General features: G+C 63.0%; 14 protein-coding genes. 6 read left to right on the top strand and 8 right to left on the bottom strand.

The features are described 5' to 3' along the window. Positions 1–98: 98 nt before the first annotated feature. On the top strand, positions 99–1145 hold the full coding sequence (gene sepH / locus L1277_RS04320) for a septation protein SepH (RefSeq protein ID WP_253375093.1): 1047 nt from the start codon (positions 99–101) through the stop codon (positions 1143–1145). A 286-nt stretch (positions 1146–1431) separates the two neighbouring features. On the opposite strand, the gene L1277_RS04315 is transcribed toward sepH, so the two are convergent. Together L1277_RS04315 and L1277_RS04310 are read right to left on the bottom strand one after the other, a co-directional pair. Next, entirely contained in the window at positions 1432–2121 is a 690-nt protein-coding gene (locus tag L1277_RS04315) for a hypothetical protein (RefSeq protein WP_253375092.1), read from the bottom strand. Positions 2122–2211: 90 nt separating this feature from the next. Further along, positions 2212–3351, bottom strand: a complete 1140-nt coding sequence (locus tag L1277_RS04310) for an alkaline phosphatase family protein (protein WP_253375091.1) — start codon at positions 3349–3351, stop codon at positions 2212–2214. 87 nt (positions 3352–3438) lie between these two features. Between L1277_RS04310 and L1277_RS04305 the strand changes: the two genes are divergently transcribed. Next, positions 3439–5916 (top strand): DNA topoisomerase (ATP-hydrolyzing) subunit A, encoded by a 2478-nt coding sequence (locus L1277_RS04305; protein ID WP_253375090.1) that lies wholly within the window; start codon positions 3439–3441, stop codon positions 5914–5916. A 63-nt stretch (positions 5917–5979) separates the two neighbouring features. On the opposite strand, the gene L1277_RS04300 is transcribed toward L1277_RS04305, so the two are convergent. Continuing rightward, a complete protein-coding gene (locus L1277_RS04300) occupies positions 5980–8061 on the bottom strand; it encodes a type IIA DNA topoisomerase subunit B (protein WP_253375089.1) in 2082 nt (693 codons plus the stop codon). Positions 8062–8250: 189 nt separating this feature from the next. Between L1277_RS04300 and L1277_RS04295 the strand changes: the two genes are divergently transcribed. Continuing rightward, positions 8251–8496 carry a hypothetical protein gene (locus L1277_RS04295; RefSeq protein ID WP_253375088.1) on the top strand — a complete coding sequence of 82 codons (246 nt, stop codon included), beginning with the start codon at positions 8251–8253 and terminating at the stop codon, positions 8494–8496. A gap of 66 nt (positions 8497–8562) precedes the next feature. On the opposite strand, the gene L1277_RS04290 is transcribed toward L1277_RS04295, so the two are convergent. From L1277_RS04290 to L1277_RS04270, 5 genes are all read right to left on the bottom strand, one after another. Beyond that, positions 8563–9297 carry a type 1 glutamine amidotransferase gene (locus L1277_RS04290; RefSeq protein WP_253375087.1) on the bottom strand — a complete coding sequence of 245 codons (735 nt, stop codon included), beginning with the start codon at positions 9295–9297 and terminating at the stop codon, positions 8563–8565. Continuing rightward, on the bottom strand, positions 9294–10589 hold the full coding sequence (locus L1277_RS04285; protein ID WP_253375086.1) for a Mur ligase family protein: 1296 nt from the start codon (positions 10587–10589) through the stop codon (positions 9294–9296). The genes L1277_RS04290 and L1277_RS04285 overlap by 4 nt, the downstream gene beginning before the upstream one ends. Continuing rightward, a complete protein-coding gene (locus L1277_RS04280; RefSeq protein WP_374110163.1) occupies positions 10582–11877 on the bottom strand; it encodes an RNA polymerase sigma factor in 1296 nt (431 codons plus the stop codon). Before L1277_RS04280 ends, L1277_RS04285 begins: the two co-directional genes overlap by 8 nt. A 209-nt stretch (positions 11878–12086) precedes the next feature. Beyond that, the gene (locus L1277_RS04275; protein WP_253375084.1) at positions 12087–13403 is read right to left on the bottom strand and encodes a nitrate/nitrite transporter; all 1317 of its coding nucleotides are present in this window, start codon (positions 13401–13403) and stop codon (positions 12087–12089) included. 22 nt (positions 13404–13425) lie between these two features. Beyond that, on the bottom strand, positions 13426–14370 hold the full coding sequence (locus tag L1277_RS04270; protein ID WP_253375083.1) for a proteasome assembly chaperone family protein: 945 nt from the start codon (positions 14368–14370) through the stop codon (positions 13426–13428). A gap of 120 nt (positions 14371–14490) precedes the next feature. On the opposite strand from L1277_RS04270, the gene L1277_RS04265 reads away from it, so the two are divergent. The 3 genes from L1277_RS04265 to sucB all read left to right on the top strand — a co-directional run bounded on the left by L1277_RS04265 (position 14491) and on the right by sucB (position 18973). Next, positions 14491–15993 carry a leucyl aminopeptidase gene (locus L1277_RS04265; RefSeq protein WP_253375082.1) on the top strand — a complete coding sequence of 501 codons (1503 nt, stop codon included), beginning with the start codon at positions 14491–14493 and terminating at the stop codon, positions 15991–15993. Between the two features lie 95 nt (positions 15994–16088). After that, positions 16089–17462: a dihydrolipoyl dehydrogenase gene (lpdA, locus tag L1277_RS04260; RefSeq protein WP_253375081.1), complete on the top strand. Its 1374-nt coding sequence runs from the start codon at positions 16089–16091 to the stop codon at positions 17460–17462. Positions 17463–17533: 71 nt separating this feature from the next. Then, positions 17534–18973, top strand: coding sequence for a 2-oxoglutarate dehydrogenase, E2 component, dihydrolipoamide succinyltransferase (gene sucB, locus L1277_RS04255; protein ID WP_253375080.1), 1440 nt, complete (start codon positions 17534–17536; stop codon positions 18971–18973). The last annotated feature ends 2 nt before the right edge of the window (positions 18974–18975 follow it).

Genomic DNA, 18975 nt, shown 5'->3' with positions numbered 1-18975 from the left:
GGTGTGGAACCTGCGGCACGCCCGCGTTATTCCCACGGAAATGCCGCGGCACGTGACACCATTTGGATAACAAATCACAGCCTGAGAGGCAGTTGATCATGCACGATTTGAAAGTCATTGGCGTCGAGGACGGCGCACTCATTGCCGCGACCGAAAGCGGCGAGCGTTTTCGTCTCGTTATCGACGAGGTTCTGCAGTCCCATGTGCGTCGGAGCCGCAAGGAGCCCACGCAGGGTCCCAAGCCGAGCCCGCGCGATGTGCAGGCGAACATCCGGTCGGGATTGTCTGCCGAGGAAGTCGCCGACATCACCGGTGCTGACCTTGAGTATGTGCAGCGCTTCGAAGGTCCTGTGCTCGCCGAACGTGAGCACATCGTGGGGGCGGCGCTGAGCGTTCACGTCCTCACGACGGTCGACCCCACGCGCGACGATGACGACGACACCTTTGGTTCGGCCATTCGGGCGCGTCTGGAATCGCTCGGCGCCTCTGAGGAACGCTGGACCAGCTGGAAGGAATCAACCGGCGGCTGGGTCGTCAAGCTCTCCTTCACGTCCAATGACATCGAGCACGATGCGCGCTGGAGCTTCGAGCCCAAGAAGCAGGCGCTCGCTCCAATGAACAGCGAAGCGGTGACGCTCTCGAAACAGGGCGAGCTCCCTCAGCACGGCCTGATTCCACGGCTCCGCGCCGTCGAGCGTGACGACTCTCGTCCCGATGACAGCCGATTCGACAGTGGAGCATTCAACTTCCGCGACAGCTCGGACGACAGCCTCGACCTGTCGCCGACGATTGACATTTCGGCCATCGGCCGCCCCCAGGCGTCTTCGAAGGCCGCCGCCGCTGCCGCGATTAACCGCGCGCACGACTCCGGATCGTCGTCACAGTCGAACCAGACGGCGGACCTGCTCGAGGCGCTGCGGAAACGCCGCGGGGAACGAGAGTCAGCACACACCGATGAGGCGCAGGCGGAGACCGCCCAGGTACCCCGCCTCATGGAAACACCGGCAGCCGAACACAAGGAAGACACCCCGACTCCTCCGGCTGAGGTTCCCGTGACGTCGTCGCGTGGAAGCAGCAAGCGCGGTCGCACAGCGATGCCGTCCTGGGACGAAATTGTCTTCGGAGCGCGAACCGACGAAGACTAGCCGGCGGGCCGGCTCAGCTGTGCCTCTCACCTTTGCGGCGACGTTCTATGATCGCCATTTGATGCCTGCCATCTTTCAGTGAACTGTCGGGGGATCAGTAAGTCGGGTGAGGGCACGATCGCCGTCGCGTTCTCGTGAAGAGTTGAAATCCGACTTGCATGCAATCGCCGAGGTGGGGCCGGACTTTCTCGAATAGGTTCCCGTGCCGGTCTGTGTGGCGCTAAAGGTTCCCGCTGAGGTCTCAGCTATCGACGCACTTCAACGCCGTCTGAGCGCGACGCCGTGTTCAAGACTCGGAAGCCATTTCACGTGTCGTGAACGCCAGAGAGACGTAAGGGAGATACTCCCGCGCGACGACCGCTGTGAGTATTCGGTCATTCAGCGCGGCGCCGACAGCATATACATGCGGGTCAGTGTCAATGCGCATGCCAGCCACGTCGGCGCCATCGATGGGAACGGTGACAGCCTCGATGTGGCGCTCGGCGGCCGGGGAACGCAGCTCGCCTGGGAAGCCGCCAACCACGCGCAGCTCGCGGAAACTGTTCGTCAGGATGTGATTGACATGCCCGACGAGTGTGGACTCGGGCGTCTGCCAGCCCTCCTCTGACGCACGAGTCGTCATGACGGCCTCCCACAACATCGGATATCGCATCACCTCACGCTGCTTCAGCATCCATTCGGGTAGCGGCCTGACAGGGTCGGCGTCGATCGCGTCGCGCACCGAATCGGCAAGGTCGGCGAGGTTCGCAGGGTCTTTGCGATCAGAAGGATTTCGCCAGAGCGTGTAAGAGAGTGCCACGCTATCCAAGGTCATCGCGCCGCCGTTTGAGGAGGACCCGGTGGTTGAGGGAATCGGCTGCTCCTCCACAGAGAGTTGAGGAATGAGAGACATCACTGGAAGGCTGAAAAGTTTGGCCACGTCGTCGATCGTCTGGGGTGGAAGAAAGTCGTCTGGGTCGCGATCGGAGATGTACATGCCCACAACCTACAGAGACCAGGGCAAAGGGGACCGACTCGTTACGAAAGCCGACGCTAGGCGAATAACTCCGCAGCGTCAGCCTCAGCCTCAGCGCCGGAAGGCGCCGAGGCGGATCAGCGGTATGGAACGTTCGTCGTGCGTCACCGAACCGTGCTGGCCGATCATCCGACGAGCGGATTGGTCGGCCGGACGGGAATCGTAGTACACCACTCGCTTGCGCGCGGCAATAACCACATCGCCAATGCGGGGTAGAACCTCGCTGGCCACGTCGCCATACAGGCCTGATTCGACCAGTTGCTCGCGTGTCGAGACCCAGGCACGTTCACCTTCGCTTTCCTCCCAGACGCGAGCCAAGGCGCTTCGGTCTTCCGCGGTGGCCCCAGGCTCGAGGTACAACTGCAGGGATCGCGGCTCCCCACCGACGTGGCGAACCCCGTCGACCAGTTCGGGCACCGTATCGAACAGGATCTGACTCGACGCAGGCACATCCACCGAGCCATGATCGGCGGTCACCAGGAGGCCCGTGCGAGGCGGCAGCTCGGTACTCAGCCGCTGGACCTCGGCGTCGACAGCCTCGAGTGCCGATAGCCACTGATCGGATTCCCAACCGTACTGGTGCGACGCCTTATCGAGTTCGGGAATGTAGAGATACGTCAGCGAGCCCGGGTATTCCCGTGCAATCTTGACCGCCGCTGCTCGGCGCTCTGAGAGGCTGTTCGCCGAGACGTAGCGGGCACCCCGAAGGATGGCTCGGGTGAAGCCTGAGGTTGCGTACTTTGCTTGCCCAATGGCGAACGAGAGGACTCCCTCATCACCGGCCGTCTCGAACACCGTACGTTCGCGCTGCCAGGTCTCCGGAACCATGAGCTCGTCCCAGCCGCTGAGCTGGTTAACGACCCGATCGTTGTCGGCATCGAGGGCGCGGTAGCTGACGAGGCCGTGCCGGCCGGGCAACGTTCCGGTTGCAAAACTGGCCAGCGCGGCTGCGGTCGTTGATGGAAAAACGCTGACTAGTGCGTCGCTCTTCGTGGCCGTCAGAAAGCGCGCATGTCCGGCCCGAGCCTGCAGCTGAGCGCGGCCTAAGCCATCGACAACAACAACGACGACAGATTCCACCGAAGGAAGCGACAAATCGTTGCTTTTTCCCTGGAGCGCAGCGACCGAATTCGGCAGAACGTCGGCAAGGCTCCGGGCGCCTGCTTTGTCGGTGGGTAGCATTGTGGCCATCGGGCCAAGTCTGGCACACAGTCGCCGATGCGACCGATTGCCCGAACGGCATCCGCCATTTCCCCTTCCCTGCCCGAGAAACGCCGAATGACCCCGAAGAAAACTGCAGCAACTCCCGAACCCTTCACCGAGCGTATCCAGGACGTCGACGTCTCCACCGAAATGCAGGGCTCGTTCCTCGAGTATGCCTACTCGGTGATCTATTCACGGGCCCTCCCCGACGCACGGGACGGCCTCAAGCCGGTCCAGCGGCGGATCCTCTACATGATGACGGAAATGGGTCTCCGTCCCGAGCGTGGGCACGTTAAGAGCGCTCGTGTCACCGGTGAAGTGATGGGCAAGCTTCACCCGCACGGTGACAGTGCTATCTACGACGCTCTCGTGCGCCTTGCACAGCCATTCACCATGCGCGTCCCCCTCATCGACGGGCACGGCAACTTCGGGTCGCTCGACGACGGCCCGGCTGCCGCGCGGTACACCGAGGCGCGCCTCGACGCGGCTGCCCTCGCCATGACCGACGGGCTCGACGAGGACGTCGTCAATTTCATTCCCAACTACGACAACCAGCTGACCCAGCCCGAGGTTCTCCCGGCCGCTTTCCCCAACCTTCTGGTCAACGGTGCCAGCGGAATCGCCGTCGGCATGGCCACCAACATGGTGCCGCACAACCTCGTCGAAGTCATCGGCGCCGCGAGGCACCTGCTGTCGAATCCCGACGCCACTCTCGACGACCTGATGGAGTTCGTCCCGGGTCCTGATCTCCCCACCGGCGGCACCATCGTTGGGCTGGCCGGAATCAAGGACGCTTACGCGACCGGCCGCGGCAGCTTCAAGACACGCGCCAAGGTCTCGGTCGAGAGCCTCTCCGCGCGCAAGACCGGACTTATTTTCACCGAACTGCCCTACCTCGTCGGTCCGGAACGGGTCATCGAGAAGATCAAGGACGGAGTCACCAACAAAAAATTGAGTGGCATTTCGGATGTCACGGATCTCACGGACCGCACACACGGACTGCGCCTCGTTGTCGGCATCAAAACCGGGTTCAGCCCCGAAGCCGTCCTCGAGCAGTTGTACCGCTACACCCCGCTCGAAGACGGATTCAGCATCAACAACGTCGCGCTCGTCGACGGTGGGCCGCAGACTCTTGGTCTGCGGGAACTGCTGCAGGTCTACGTCGACCACCGCATTGAGGTCGTCACCCGCCGTTCCACTTATCGCCTCGCACGGCGGCGCGAGCGGCTGCACCTGGTTGAGGGGATGCTCATCGCCATCGTCGACATCGACGAGGTCATCCAGGTCATCCGCGCGAGCAACGACACCGACCAGGCTCGGACCCGGCTGATCGAGGTCTTCGACCTGTCGCAGCTGCAGGCCGAGTACATCCTCGAGTTGCGACTGCGTCGACTGACCCGATTCTCGCGGATCGAGCTGGAGACCGAGCGCGACAAGCTCAAGGCCGAGATCGCCGAACTTGAAGCCTTGCTGGCCAGCGAAGCTCTCATTCGCAAGCAGGTCTCCCTGGAACTTGCCGACGTTGCGGAGCGATTCGGTACTCCGCGGCGCACGCTCCTCACCGAAGCCCGACCGAGCATCGCCACCGCATCAGCGAAGCGCCAGTCCGCACAGCTCGAGGTCGCTGACACTCCGTGCCGGGTGTACCTGTCGGCGACCGGGCGTGCCCTGCGAATGGACACAACGGAACGCGCCGACGGCGACGAGAGCCCGCCAAACGGTCGGGTTCGTCGCCGCACCAAACACGACGCCATCCTGTCGACGCTCGACACGACCTCGCGCGCAGAAATCGGTGCCGTGACGTCACTCGGGCGCCTTGTGCGCTTCAGCCCCGTCGACCTGCCCGTTGTTCCTACCAACTCGCTGCAAATGGGCGCCGGCGTCAAGATCGCCGACTACCTTGCGCTACCCAACAAGGCCGAGCGCGTGCTTGCGCTGGTGTCACTCGAGAGCTCGGACCCCATCGCGCTCGGCACACGGCAGGGCATCGTCAAACGTGTCAGCCCGGGCGACTGGCCCAACAAGCCTGACTTCGAAGTGATCGGCCTCAAGCCCAAGGACGAGGTGGTCGGTGCTGTGCAGGCGCCCGAGTCCGCCGAACTCGTCTTCGTGAGCTCAGGGGCGCAGCTGCTGCACTTCCCTGCGTCTGCGGTTCGCCCGCAGGGACGGCCGGCTGGCGGCATGGCTGGCATGAACCTCTCCGGTGACAGCCACGTCATCTTCTTTGGTGCCGTCGATCCCAGCGAGGAAATCTCGGTCGCAACAGTGTCGGTCAGCTCGGCGACCATCCCCGGAACGGACCCCGGTCGGGTCAAGGTCTCTCCCTTCTCGGAATACCCCGCCAAGGGTCGCGCCACCGGCGGAGTTCGAACCCATACGTTCCTCAAGGGCGAAGACATGCTCGCCCTCGCCTGGGTTGGTGCCTCCCCCGCCATGGCCATCGGGCCCGACGGCTCCGCACGCACCCTTCCTGAGATCCCCGCGAAGCGTGATGCCTCCGGAACCGCCATCGACAGCGTCATCGGCTACTTCGGTCGAGAAATCTGGGTGTAGTTCACGCAGGCAGTAGCACGAAAGGCGGCGGATTTCTCCGCCGCCTTTCGACTGCCACGACTACTACGCGTCGATCCGATCCCGGTTGAGCCGGTCGGAACTGTCGATGATGAATTCCTTGCGCGGCGCAACATCGTTGCCCATGAGCAGCTCGAACACGTGCGCAGCTTGCTCGGCATCGGGCACCTGCACTCGACGCAGTGTGCGGTGGCGCCGGTCCATGGTGGTGGTCGCCAGCTGGTCGGCATCCATTTCACCCAGGCCCTTGTACCGCTGGATCGGCTCCATGTACCGCTTGTTCCTCTTCTTCAGGTCGGCAAGCACCGCGTGCAGTTCCTGCTCCGAGTAGGTGTAAATCGTGTCGTTGGGTTTGGACCCAGGATTGATCACGATCACCCGGTGGAGCGGCGGAACGGCGGCGAAGACCCGCCCCTCCGCGATCATCGGTCGCATGTACCGGAAGAACAGCGTCAACAGAAGCGTGCGAATGTGCGCGCCATCGACATCCGCGTCGCTCATAATAATGACCTTGCCGTATCGGGCCGCGCTCAGATCGAAGCTTCGTCCGGAGCCGGCACCGATCACCTGAATGATTGATGCACACTCGCTATTGGACAACATGTCTGAAACGGATGCCTTCTGGACGTTCAAAATCTTCCCACGAATCGGGAGAAGGGCCTGGTACTCGCTGTCGCGTGCATTCTTCGCGGTGCCCAGTGCGGAGTCGCCCTCCACAATGAGCAGTTCGCTGTTTGCGACGTCGTTGGAGCGGCAGTCGACGAGCTTTGCCGGGAGGGTTGAACTCTCCAGAGCGTTCTTTCGCCGCTGGGTCTCCTTGTGTGCGCGCGCGGAAATGCGCGACTTCATCTCGGAGACGATCTTGTCGAGCACGAGGGCCGTCTGCGCCTTGTCGTCACGCTTCGACGAGGCGAAGCGCTCTTTCAGCGCCTTCGTGACGACGGCAGACACGATGTTGCGGGCCGCGGGCGTGCCAAGCACCTCTTTGGTCTGCCCTTCGAACTGCGGCTCGGGCAGGCGAACGGTCAGCACGGCGGTGAGGCCAGCGAGAATGTCGTCTTTCTCGAGCTTGTCGTTGCCGACCTTGAGCCGGCGCGCGTTGGCTTCGACCTGCTGGCGCAGGACCTTGAGCAGGCCCTGGTCGAAACCGAGTTGGTGCGAACCGCCCTTCGGCGTCGCAATGATGTTCACGAAGCTCTTCGAGACGGTGTCGTAACCGGTGCCCCAGCGCAGGGCGATGTCGACCTCGCAGGTGCGCTCGAGCTCGGTTGGCACCATCGCACCGTGGTCGTTGAGAACAGGAACCGTCTCCGTGAATGTTCCGGACCCCTGGAGCCGCCACACGTCGGTCACCGGGGTGTCAGTGGCGAGGTGTTCAACAAACTCGGAGATTCCGCCCTCGTACTGGAAGAGGTGGGAGGTGCCCTCCGGCGACCGGCGGTCATCGATTGTGAGTGCCAGACCCGGGATGAGGAACGCTGTCTGCCGGGCCCGACCCACGAGGTCCTCCATCTGGAACTCGGCGCCCTTGGTGAAGATCTGTCGATCCGCCCAGTAGCGCACACGAGAGCCGGTGACACCTTTCTTCACCTTGCCGACGACGCGCAGTTCGCTACCGAATTCGAATGGAGTGAATGTGGCATCCGGACTGGGCTCTTTGCCCTTGTCATCGAAGATGCCCGGCTCACCGCGGTGGAAGGACATGGCCCAGGTTTTGCCGTCGCGGTCCACCTCGACATCAAGGCGCTCGCTGAGGGCGTTTACGACGGACGCACCGACGCCGTGCAGCCCACCGGAGGCCGCGTATGAACCCGACCCGAACTTACCGCCGGCGTGCAGCTTCGTGAAGACGACCTCAACGCCGCTGAGCCCCGTCTTCGGTTCAATGTCGACGGGGATGCCACGGGCGCGGTCGCGGACTTCGACGCTGCCGTCGGAGTGAAGCACGACGTCGATGTGGTCGCCGTGTCCGCCGAGGGCTTCGTCGACCGAGTTGTCGATGATCTCCCACAGGCAGTGCATGAGTCCCCGGGAGTCCGTCGACCCGATATACATTCCGGGGCGCTTGCGTACCGCCTCGAGGCCCTCGAGCACGGAAAGATGGCGGGCGGAATAGTCAGAACTCACCTCGCAAGCCTATAGATGGCCACCGACGAAGTGCCCCAAAGACACGGGCCGAAGGCTCTTTCCGCAACCACGTGCCGCACAATCTACGCGGACAGCGAAATACCCCTGGCAAAAGGAAGATTCTCGGCTTCACGTGGTTTCATTGGGTAACAAGGCAATTGGGTCAAAACGCGAGGTCAGGAGGAGCTCATGTCACAGGGAGAAAACGGTACCGTCCGAGGAGAGACCGGCACCGTGGACACGCTCGAGCCACAGCTGACCGCGGCAGACCGCTGCGATAGCTGCGGCGCACAGGCGTACATCCGCGTGGTCGTGAACAGCGGTGAACTGCTGTTCTGCGCACACCACGGGAAGAAGTACCAGGAGAAGCTCAGCGAGATCGCCCACAGCTGGCACGACGAGTCAGCCCGACTTCTCGAGGACCAGCGAGCGTAACCCGCTGAATCCCATCAAAAAAACGCCGCCCGATTTTTCGGGCGGCGTTTTTCGTTGCGCAGTGTGTCAGGACTTCTGTCCGCTGGACGGCAGCTTGTTGATAAGGATCGATCGAGCCAGCTCCACCGTCTTATCGAGGGCATCGTGCTCACCGCTCCTGACGTAATCAACACCTGCCCGTCCGGTCGCCAGACCGATCAAGTGGTCGGCCAGTGAGGGGTTGAGAACGAGTGCGGGACCATGAAGATGGGTACCGAAGCTGTTGTTGACGACAGCCCCGTCCGTCCCGTCACCATTGCCGACGCCGTGGCGTACGCGTCCGATCGGCTTCTGATCGGGACGACCCACAAAGACCGATGTGTGGTTTTCGGTACCGATCAGCAGGCCGAAGTCGCTCTCGACCGCGAAGGCCTCGGTAATGATGCGTGGTCGGGATGCGTCTGCACTTCCCGCGAAGACGCCCGCGCCAGGGATAACCTCGTCAGCGCCGAACCGCACGGAGGCGCTGAGAAGATGGAACCCCGCACCGGCCGCGAAGATCACGACACCAGCCTCAGACCACTCGGCCAGGAGCGGAGCGAGCCGTGCGATGTCCGAGGCAAGCGAACGCTGAGCGCTCGAGGTGCCTGTTCCGATGGTGACGATGTCCGGGGTGTCCGGCAGCGTATCGCCCGGGTGGTAAGCGTGCTCCGCGACGTCGATGCCCGCCAGACGCATTCGGCGAACCAGTGCCGTTCGGTTGCCAACGTCACCGTTCAGCGACAGGTGAGCGGGATAAAGTTCCAGAACCGAGATTGTCATGCTGCACCCGCTTCCAGGTCTTTGTAGCCCAGATAGCGGCGGGTAGCCATCATCTGGTCGTAGTCGAGGAAGAAGGTGTGACGTCCGCTCGTGGGCCGTGGCCCGTCGAGCATCCGTTGGACTGCCTTCGTGATGTCGGGCTCAATCACGCCGAAATCTTTGCCTTCGTATGCCAGCCGGAGCGCAACGAAAGCGCCCTTTGGCCCCGAGATGACGTCGACGTGGTCAAGCTTGCTGAGATCCGCCGCATACAACCAGGACGGGTCTTTACTCGACTCGTCGTACGCGAACAGAACTGACTCGGGAGTCTCCTGAAGGTAATCGAGGTTCAGCTGCAGGCTTGCGAGGTTCTTCAACATGAGGATCTCGACCTCAACGCCATTGACCTGGAGGATTTCTCCCCGACCGTAAACGGTCTTGGTCGTCTGCACAGCGGTGATCGCCCGCTGGATGTCGAACTTGTCACCCAGGTTGCGGGCGGCGAGAGTGAACGCTGCTGCGATGTCGACGGCATAGTGCAAACCGCGTGACGGCATGCGAATGTCGTACACGGTGCCTGCCCAGGAGATCCGAGCGTCGTATCCGTCCGCATGGACGACCTCAGCAGCAGCCTCGCGCGATGCGGCGGCTGCGACGTCGCTGAAATCCCGAGCGGATACCTGGCCGTGGGGCGCGGAGGCCTGTACCTCTGGCGTCGCACCAAAGTACTCGACCTGAAGGCGACCTTCCGCCTCGAGCTCGCTGCCGAGCTTGCCGAGGAAGTTATCGTCGCGGTTCAGAACGATCGAGGAAGTGATCTCAGCGGCGATCCCGCGGAACATCTGAGCGACCTTGTCCGGCTCACCAAAACGGTAGATCTGGTCAACGAGGAGGTTCAGGATGACGGCGGTCGCCGGCTTGAGCTGCCGCGCAATGACGGCACCGTAGCCCTCGTCGATCTCCAGGATCGCGATGTCAGCATCCATGCGACCGGTCAGGCTGGTTTCCGCCAGGATCGCTGAGGCGATGCCTTGCGGCATGTTCGCCCCAGACGGGTTGGTGAAGACCCGAAGACCGTGCTCACGCATGATCGCCGAGAGCAAGTTCGTCGTTGTCGACTTACCGTTCGATCCGAGGACAAAAACAACGCCGTACGGCAGCTGTGATGCGACATCCCGCATGATGTGCGGAGCAAGCTTCTGCACCACGACACCGGGCATCGCGCTGCCACCGCCGCGCAGCCGTGTGGCGAAGCGCGTCACACGGCCGGCGAGGATGGGAAGGACGTAATGAAGACCCGTCGGTTTACTCAAGGTAGTCCCGAAGAGACTGCGAGCGGGACGGGTGGCGCAGCTTGGCCATGGTCTTCGATTCGATCTGGCGGATACGTTCGCGCGTGACGCCGAAGGTGTCGCCAATCTGGTCGAGAGTCTTCGGCATGCCGTCGCCAAGTCCGAAGCGCATCCGGATTACTCCGGCCTCGCGTTCGCTCAACGAGTCGAGGAGACTTTCGAGCTGCTTCTGCAACATCGTGAAACCAACGGCGTCGGCAGGAACGACCGCCTCGGTGTCCTCGATGAGGTCTCCGAATTCACTGTCGCCATCCTCGCCAAGCGGGGTGTGCAGCGAGATGGGCTCGCGTCCGTACTTCTGCACCTCGATGACCTTCTCAGGGGTCATGTCCAGTTCGCGGCTGAGCTCTTCAGGGGTGGGCTCGCGGCCCAGATCCTGCAGCATCTGCCGCTGGACGCGGGCGAGCTTGTTGATGACCTCGACCATGTGCACCGGAATACGAATGGTGCGGGCCTGGTCGGCCATCGCGCGGGTGATTGCCTGACGGATCCACCACGTTGCGTAGGTCGAGAATTTGAAGCCCTTCGTGTAGTCGAACTTCTCGACGGCGCGGATGAGGCCCAGGTTCCCTTCCTGAATCAGGTCAAGGAACTGCATCCCACGGCCTGTGTAGCGCTTCGCCAGGGAGACGACGAGGCGGAGGTTTGCTCCGAGCAGGTGGCTCTTCGCGCGCGCGCCGTCCTTGGCAACCCAGGTCAGCTCGCGGCCCAGCTGGGTGCGCTTTGCAGCGTCGTCCATTTGAGACAGCTTGTCCTCGGCGAACAGGCCGGCCTCGATACGCATCGCAAGTTCGACCTCTTCAGCCGCGTTGAGGAGCGCAACCTTTCCGATCTGCTTCAGGTAGTCCTTGACCGGGTCGGCTGTTGCGCCAGTGATCGCTGACGAGTAAACCGGAACTTCATCTTCGTCGTCGGTCGCGGAGAGGACGAGCGCACCCTGAGGCAGTGCCTCGGTGGCGATCGTGCTCTTCTTCGCGTCGTCTTCGTCGTCGTGGTCGTCTTCGATGACGTCAGGCGCCAGGGCGGCCTCCTCCACGTCGTCGGTGGCCTTCTTCTTTGCGCCCCGCTTTGCGGGGGCGGCCTTGGCGGGCGCTTCAGCGGCTGCTGCCGCGGCCTTCTCCGCCTTTGCCTTCGCTGCTGCGGTCATCTTTTTGACGGCCGGAGCCTTCACCGCTGCCGTTGCGACAGCGGTCTGTTCTTCTTCTGCCGAAGTTTGTGCGGCCTTGGTGGCCATAAGAGCACCTTTCAGTCCCTGAGCTGGGATGTCGCCAGAACCCGCTCGTGGGCCCAGATTGTTTTCGGACATTACTAGGACCCATGTCAAGTCCCCCGCGGCGTGTGCGTTTCGCAACGTGCACACCATGGGAACCTGAACGGGTCCTTACTATCATTATGCCACGTTTTAGTCCACTAGCCCGCCAACGGCTGCCTTGACCGGATGTCCGAACGAAGCGACCATCAGCGACGGCGACGAATCTTCTCCATAGCTGCAACCCACAGAGGCCCCACTTCAATTCCCTCGTCGAGAACAATCCTCCGCCGGGTGCGCCTCCGAGCGGCGAGAAGCATGACCACACCGAACCCAATGACGAGGTATTGGACGAGGAAGGCAACTTTGAACGCCGAGATGCTGTACAGCTCCTCAGTGCCGGCTCCCGGTGACGCTTGCAGGTCGAGGAGCAGGCCGACGAAGTACATCATGACAAAGCTCGCCAGGAAGCCCCCGACGTTGACCACTCCATTCGCAGCCCCGAGCACGCGAACGGGGTTGAAGGTCCGGGCGAAATCGAACCCGATCAGCGAACCGGGCCCACCGGCGCCGAGAACAACGAGAAGGATGATCAGCAGCCACAGCGGTGGCACCCCGGGCCAGGCGAGGAACACAGCCCAGGTGATGCCGATGACCAGAACAATCCCGAGAACGAGATTGCTCCTCCGGTACGGGTAACGGGCAGACAGCAGGCCGAGGATCGGTCCGACGATCACACCGGACGCCACCACGACGAGCAGCATCGACGCAGCGAGACTCTCGTCGAGTCCCATGGCGTAGACCATGAACGGGTAGCCCCAGAGCAGTGAGAAAACGGTGCCGGAGGACTGCGTCGAGTAGTGCGCCCAGAAACCGAGCTGGGTTCCCGGTCGCGCGAATGCCGCCCGGAGTTCCCTCATGGCCTCGCGCATGGTTGCCACGCGAGGGTGCTCGGTTGAGTCCGCCGGACGATCGCGGATGACGGCGAGCGACAGTACCAGGGAGAGAGCCACAAAGGCTGCTGCCGCGAGGAACGCGCTCGTCCACCCGGTCTGGTGCAGCACAAACGCGAACGGAATAGCCGACAGAATCTGGCCAGCTTGGCCGAGGTTCCCCATCCACTGGGACAGTTGCGGAACCGTGCGCCCGGAGAACCAGGACGTCACCAGTCGCATAACGGACACAAAGATGGCTGCGTCGCCGGCGCCCACCAACACCCGCCCGACGACCGCAATACCGATGTTCGGAGCGAATGCGAGAACCACTTGGCCCGCCACCATCAGCGAGAGCCCGCTCAGGATGAGCACGCGTGGTCCCAGCCGGTCAATGAGGACACCGATGGGCACCTGAAGAGCGGCGTACACGATCAACTGGACAACAGCGAGGGCGCTCAGAGCTGAGGCGGACGCATCGAATCGATCAACGGCTGAAACGCCGGCGACTCCAAGGGTCGATCGCTGCATGACGGCAGCGATGTACGCGATGACTCCCACCCAAAAGACGAACCAAGATTTGCGGGAATTCACCCGTTAAGCCTACGCCGTAGGGTCAGGGTCGTGCGCCAGGACCCATCGATCCTGTTCCCTCGTCGGGTCCTTTACGCCCGGCCAGGAACTTCTCGAGTTCCGCGGCGATCTCATCCGCGCTCGGCAGAGCCCCCTCCGAATCCATGAGTGGCGACTTCAACGAGTTGTTTTCCATGTACGCGTCGTAGCGCTGTTCGAGCGTTCCGACGAGGCGCCGCAGCTCCTCGTTGCCCTGAACCTGCTCATCGATGCGCGACACGAAGTCTCGTCCCTCCTCGCGGAGTTCGTCGGTCGGCAGAATAAGCCCGGTCGCCGCGCTGATGCTGTCAATGGTGGCGAGGGCCGCTGATGGGAACTCAGTATCGGCGAGATAGTGAGGAATCAGGAGCGCGAAGCCGGCAACGTCCGAGCCGAGTTCGGTCAACCGGTACTCCAGGAGGTGAAGGACGTTGGACGGCACCTGAGTGTGCGGCCGCCACACGCTGAGTCCCTCAATGAGGTCTTCGCGAGTACCGCTCACCGTGACGCCGATGGGCCGCGTGTGCGGCACGGGCATCGGAATGGCGTGGACCCATGTCGTTCGGGCCACTCCGAATCGCTCGATCAGACCGATAATGTCGCGCACGAAGCGCTCCCACAGAAAATCTGGTTCGTACCCGGTCAGCATGAGGAACGGCTGATGCAGGTCGTCCTGAGCAAGCGACAGTTGGAGAACCGGCGGGGTGTATTCCGTCAGGCGGTCTTCATTGAAGTAGATGATCGGCCGACGTGCTCGATAGTCAAGCAGCAAGTCGTTCTCGAAGACGGCGATCGGTTCACTCGTCACGGCCTGTCGCGAATACTCGTTGAACTGTCCCGCCGCCCCACCCGCGTCGGAGAACCCGGTCAGCGCGATCACGAGATCCAGCCCCATCGGCACGGCAGAGGCCGCTGGGGTCAGCTCGAACAGGTCGCCGGTAACGCTCATGTCTCCACTCTAATCGGAGCCTGATCGTGAACTCCCTTCCCACCCCGGGACGGAGAGCGCCCAGAGCGAACAGCCACAGGGTTCACGGGGCTCAAGGGGCTCAGCGTCTAGCATGAAGTAATGGCTGATCTTGAACTCCTCGTTTCCTCGTCCTCCGCTACCACCATCTCCGCCGACGTTCTCGTTGTGGGCGCGACGGTGAAACGCGGAGGTCCGCAACTTCTGGCGCCGGAAGGATTTGAGAATCTCGCGAACTCGCTGGAGGCGATCGGCGTGACCGGTTCGGCCGACCAGCTTGTGCGTATCCCCGGCACTGGGACCGCAGGAAGTATCGCCATCATCGGGCTCGGCAGCGAGGTCACTTCCGACGCACTGAGGACTGCAGCTGGCTCTGCCATCCGCCAGCTCGCTGGATCCGCGAGTGTCGCGCTGGCTTTGCCGTTGAACGATGCCGCCGGACTGGCCGCAGCGCTCGAGGGCGCCGCACTCGGTGCCTACTCATTCACCGCTTACAAGGGGACATCCCTCGACAGCCAGAAGGCCCCGGTCAGCACCGTCACCGTACTCACAGATGCGGTCCTCGCCGATTCTGAGGAGACAACGGCCGCGATTGCTCGCGCTCGCGTCATCGCCAGCGCGGTGGCGGACGTGAAGAACCTCGCGGCAACTCCAGCGAACGATCTGTACCCGGAGTCCCTCGCTGCCGCAGCCGAGGCATCCGTTCGCGATCTGCCTGTCGACATCACCGTGTGGGACGAAGAAGCCCTGCGCCGTGACAACTTCGGCGGAATTCTCGGGGTCGGCCAGGGTTCGAGTCGCCCTCCGCGTCTGGTCAAACTCGCATACTCCCCTGCGAATGCCGCGCGGCACATCGCGCTCGTCGGCAAAGGCATCACGTTCGACACCGGTGGGTTGAGCCTCAAGCCGGCCGCATCGATGCTCGGTATGAAAGACGACATGATCGGCGCCGCGACGGTTCTCGCCGTTGTTCGGGCCGTTGCAGAGCTCGGCCTCGACGTTCGCGTCACCGCGTGGATGTGCATCGCGGAGAACATGCCGTCAGGTACGGCGATCCGCCCGGGCGATGTGCTCACGATCTCTAACGGCACGACAGTTGAAGTGACCAACACCGACGCCGAAGGCCGACTGGTGATGGCCGACGGACTCGTCGCGGCAAGTGCCGAACAGCCCGACGCCATCATCGACGTCGCCACCCTCACCGGTGCCCAGGTCGTCGCCCTCGGGAACCGATACACCGGCGTGATGGGAGACGAGACTCTCGTCGGCCAGGTTCTGGACGCAGCAAAGGGCGTCGGAGAGACGATGTGGCCCATGCCCTTCGCGGAGGAGCTTCGGAGCCTGCTGCGCTCGGAAGTTGCAGACCTCGCCAATGCCAAGGTGGGCAACCGCTCCGGCGGGATGCTCGTCGCCGGACTGTTTCTGCGGGAGTTCATCGGCAAGATCGGCACCGACGACGACGCCCCGTCCATTCCGTGGGCGCACCTTGACATCGCTGGACCCGGTACGAACGGTGAGTCACCCTACGGATTCACGGGCACCGGCCCGACCGGAGTTGCTGTTCGGACGCTCGTGCGAGTGGCCGAAGAGTTTTCTCGCCCGTAGTAAGGTCGTATGGGCGGTAAAAGGCCCTAGAGCGTTGCCTGCCCGACCCAGGGAGGCGACTTACGCATGAACCAGATGCACGAGGGAGTAACTCAGTGTCGGAGCAGAATTTTGACATCGTCATTCTCGGTGGTGGAAGTGGTGGTTACGCAGCGGCTTTGCGCGCGAGCGAACTCGGATTCACCGTCGGACTTGTAGAGAAAGACAAGCTCGGTGGCACCTGCCTCCACCGCGGCTGCATTCCAACCAAAGCCCTTCTGCATTCCGCTGAAGTTGCTGACGTCTCCCGCGAGTCGTCGAAGTACGGTGTCAATGCGACTTTCGACAGCATCGACATTGCTGGCGTGACCACGTACCGCGAAGGCATTGTCGCCAAGAAGTACAAGGGTCTTCAGGGACTGATCAAGGCCCGCGGCATCACGGTCATTGAGGGTGAAGGCCGTTTGACCTCCCCGACGACCGTTCAGGTGGGCGACACGACGGTGACCGGTAAGAACGTCATCCTCGCCACCGGCTCGTACAGCCGTTCGCTTCCTGGACTGGAGATCGGCGGCCGCGTCATCACGAGCGAGCACGCACTTCAGCTGGACTTCGTCCCCAAGAAGGTCGCAGTGCTCGGTGGCGGCGTCATCGGTGTTGAGTTCGCAAGCGTCTGGAAGTCCTTCGGCTCCGATGTCACGATCATTGAGGCGCTCCCCCACCTGGTTCCCAACGAGGACGAGTCGATCAGCAAGGGCCTTGAGCGCGCGTTCCGTAAGCGCGGCATCAACTACTCGCTGGGAATTCGCTTCCAGTCGGTCACCCAGGACGAGTCCGGCGTTGTCGTCACCCTCGAGAACGGCACCACGATTGAGGCCGAGCTTCTTCTCGTCGCCGTCGGTCGCGGACCGTCGACGGCCAACCTCGGCTACGAAGAGGTCGGCGTCACCATGGACCGTGGCTTTGTCATCACCAACGAGCGCCTCGAGACCAACATCCCGGGTCTGTACGCAGTCGGCGACATCGTTCCCGGCCTCCAGCTCGCACACCGCGGATTCCAGCAGGGCATCTTCGCTGTTGAGGAAATTGCGGGCCTCAAGCCCGTTCTGATCCCCGACGTCAACATCCCGAAGGTCACCTACTGCGACCCCGAGGTCGCCTCTGTTGGTCTCAGCGAAGCGAAGGCTGCTGAGCAGTACGGCGCCGACAAGATCAAGGCATACGACTTCAACCTCGCCGGCAACGGCAAGAGCGAGATCATCGGCACGACCGGAAACGTCAAGGTCGTCCGGGTCATCGACGGTCCCGTCGTCGGCGTCCACATGATCGGTGCCCGAGTCGGAGAACTCATCACCGAAGGCCAGCTCGCGGTGAACTGGGAAGCGTACCCGGAGGACCTTGCTCCTCTCATCCACGCTCACCCCACCCAGAGCGAAGCACTCGGCGAAGCGTTCCTCGCTCTTGCAGGAAAGCCGTTGCACGCACTTTAGTTCTCGCCCGCCGCGGGCGCGTTCGTTACTAAGCTCACATAGCAAGAATTGGTTTCAAAGGAGACAAGGTCATGTCAGAATCCGTAAGCCTTCCGGCACTCGGCGAGAGTGTCACCGAGGGTACGGTCACCCGCTGGCTGAAGAACGTCGGGGATCGCGTCGAAGTCGACGAGCCTCTACTCGAGGTATCGACCGACAAGGTCGACACCGAGATCCCATCGCCGGTTGCCGGGGTTATCGAAGAGATCCTCGTTCAGGAAGACGAAACGGTAGAGGTCGGTACAGCCCTCGTCAAGATCGGCGACGGTTCATCGGCGCCGGCTGGCGACGCCGAACCGGCCGCTGAGGCCGAGTCGGAAGAGCCCGCAGCCGAGGCACAGGAAGAAGAGTCGCCGTCGGTTCAGCCGTCGACCGAGGTTCCGGAGGAAGCTGAAGCAGCTCCCGCTGAGGCACCCGCCGATGCTCCAGCACCGCCCGCTCCCGCAGCTCCCGAGCCGGCTCCCGCCGCCCAGGCGCCTGCCGCCCCGGCCCCTGCCCCGGCAGCACCTTCGGCTCCCGCGCCCGCTCCTGCTGCCCCGGCAGCACAGCCGTCCGCTCCCGCCGTTGGCGAGTCGCTCGGTGGCGGATACGTCACTCCTCTCGTGCGTCGCCTCGCCAACCAGCAGGGTGTCGACCTGTCGACAATCACCGGCACCGGTGTCGGCGGCCGCATTCGCAAGGAAGACGTCCTGCAGGCCGGCCAGGCAGCATCCGCTTCGACGGCACCTGCCAAGGCTGCACCGCTCGAGATTTCGCCGCTGCGCGGAACCACGCAGCCGATGTCTCGCCTGCGCAAGGTCGTCGCCGAGCGCGCCGTACAGTCGATGCAGACCTCCGCTCAGCTCACCACGGTGATCGAGGTCGACGTCACCAACATCGCGGCGCTTCGCGACAAGGTTAAGGCTGACTTCCTCTCGAAGACCGGCAACAAGCTGTCGTTCCTGCCGTTCTTTGTGAAGGCAGCTGCCGAGGCACTGACCGCGTTCCCCGTGATCAACGCCACCGTTGACGGCGACTCGATCGTCTACCCCGACCACGAGAACATCTCGATCGCGGTTGACACCGAGCGCGGACTGCTCACGCCGGTTGTGCGCAGCGCAACTGACCTGAACATCGCCGAGACTGCCGCTCAGATTGCGGACCTCGCCGAGCGCACCCGCGCCAACAAGCTCAAGCCAGACGAGCTCTCCGGTGGCACCTTCACGGTGACAAACACCGGTTCGCGTGGCGCCCTCTTCGACACCCCTGTCGTGTTCCTGCCGCAATCGGCGATCCTCGGAACGGGCATTGTCGTCAAGCGTCCCATCGTGGTGAAGGCTGCCGGCCAGGAAGCAATCGCTATCCGCTCAATGGTCTACCTTGCACTGTCGTACGATCACCGCATCGTTGATGGTGCGGATGCCGCTGGTTACCTTGTTGCGGTCAAGAACCGTCTTGAGGCAGGCGCATTCGAAGCTGACCTGGGCATCTAGCA

This window comes from Okibacterium sp. HSC-33S16 (genome assembly GCF_024171565.1).
Classification (GTDB): domain Bacteria; phylum Actinomycetota; class Actinomycetes; order Actinomycetales; family Microbacteriaceae; genus Mycetocola_A.
This window is presented reverse-complemented; position numbering and strand designations above follow the sequence as displayed.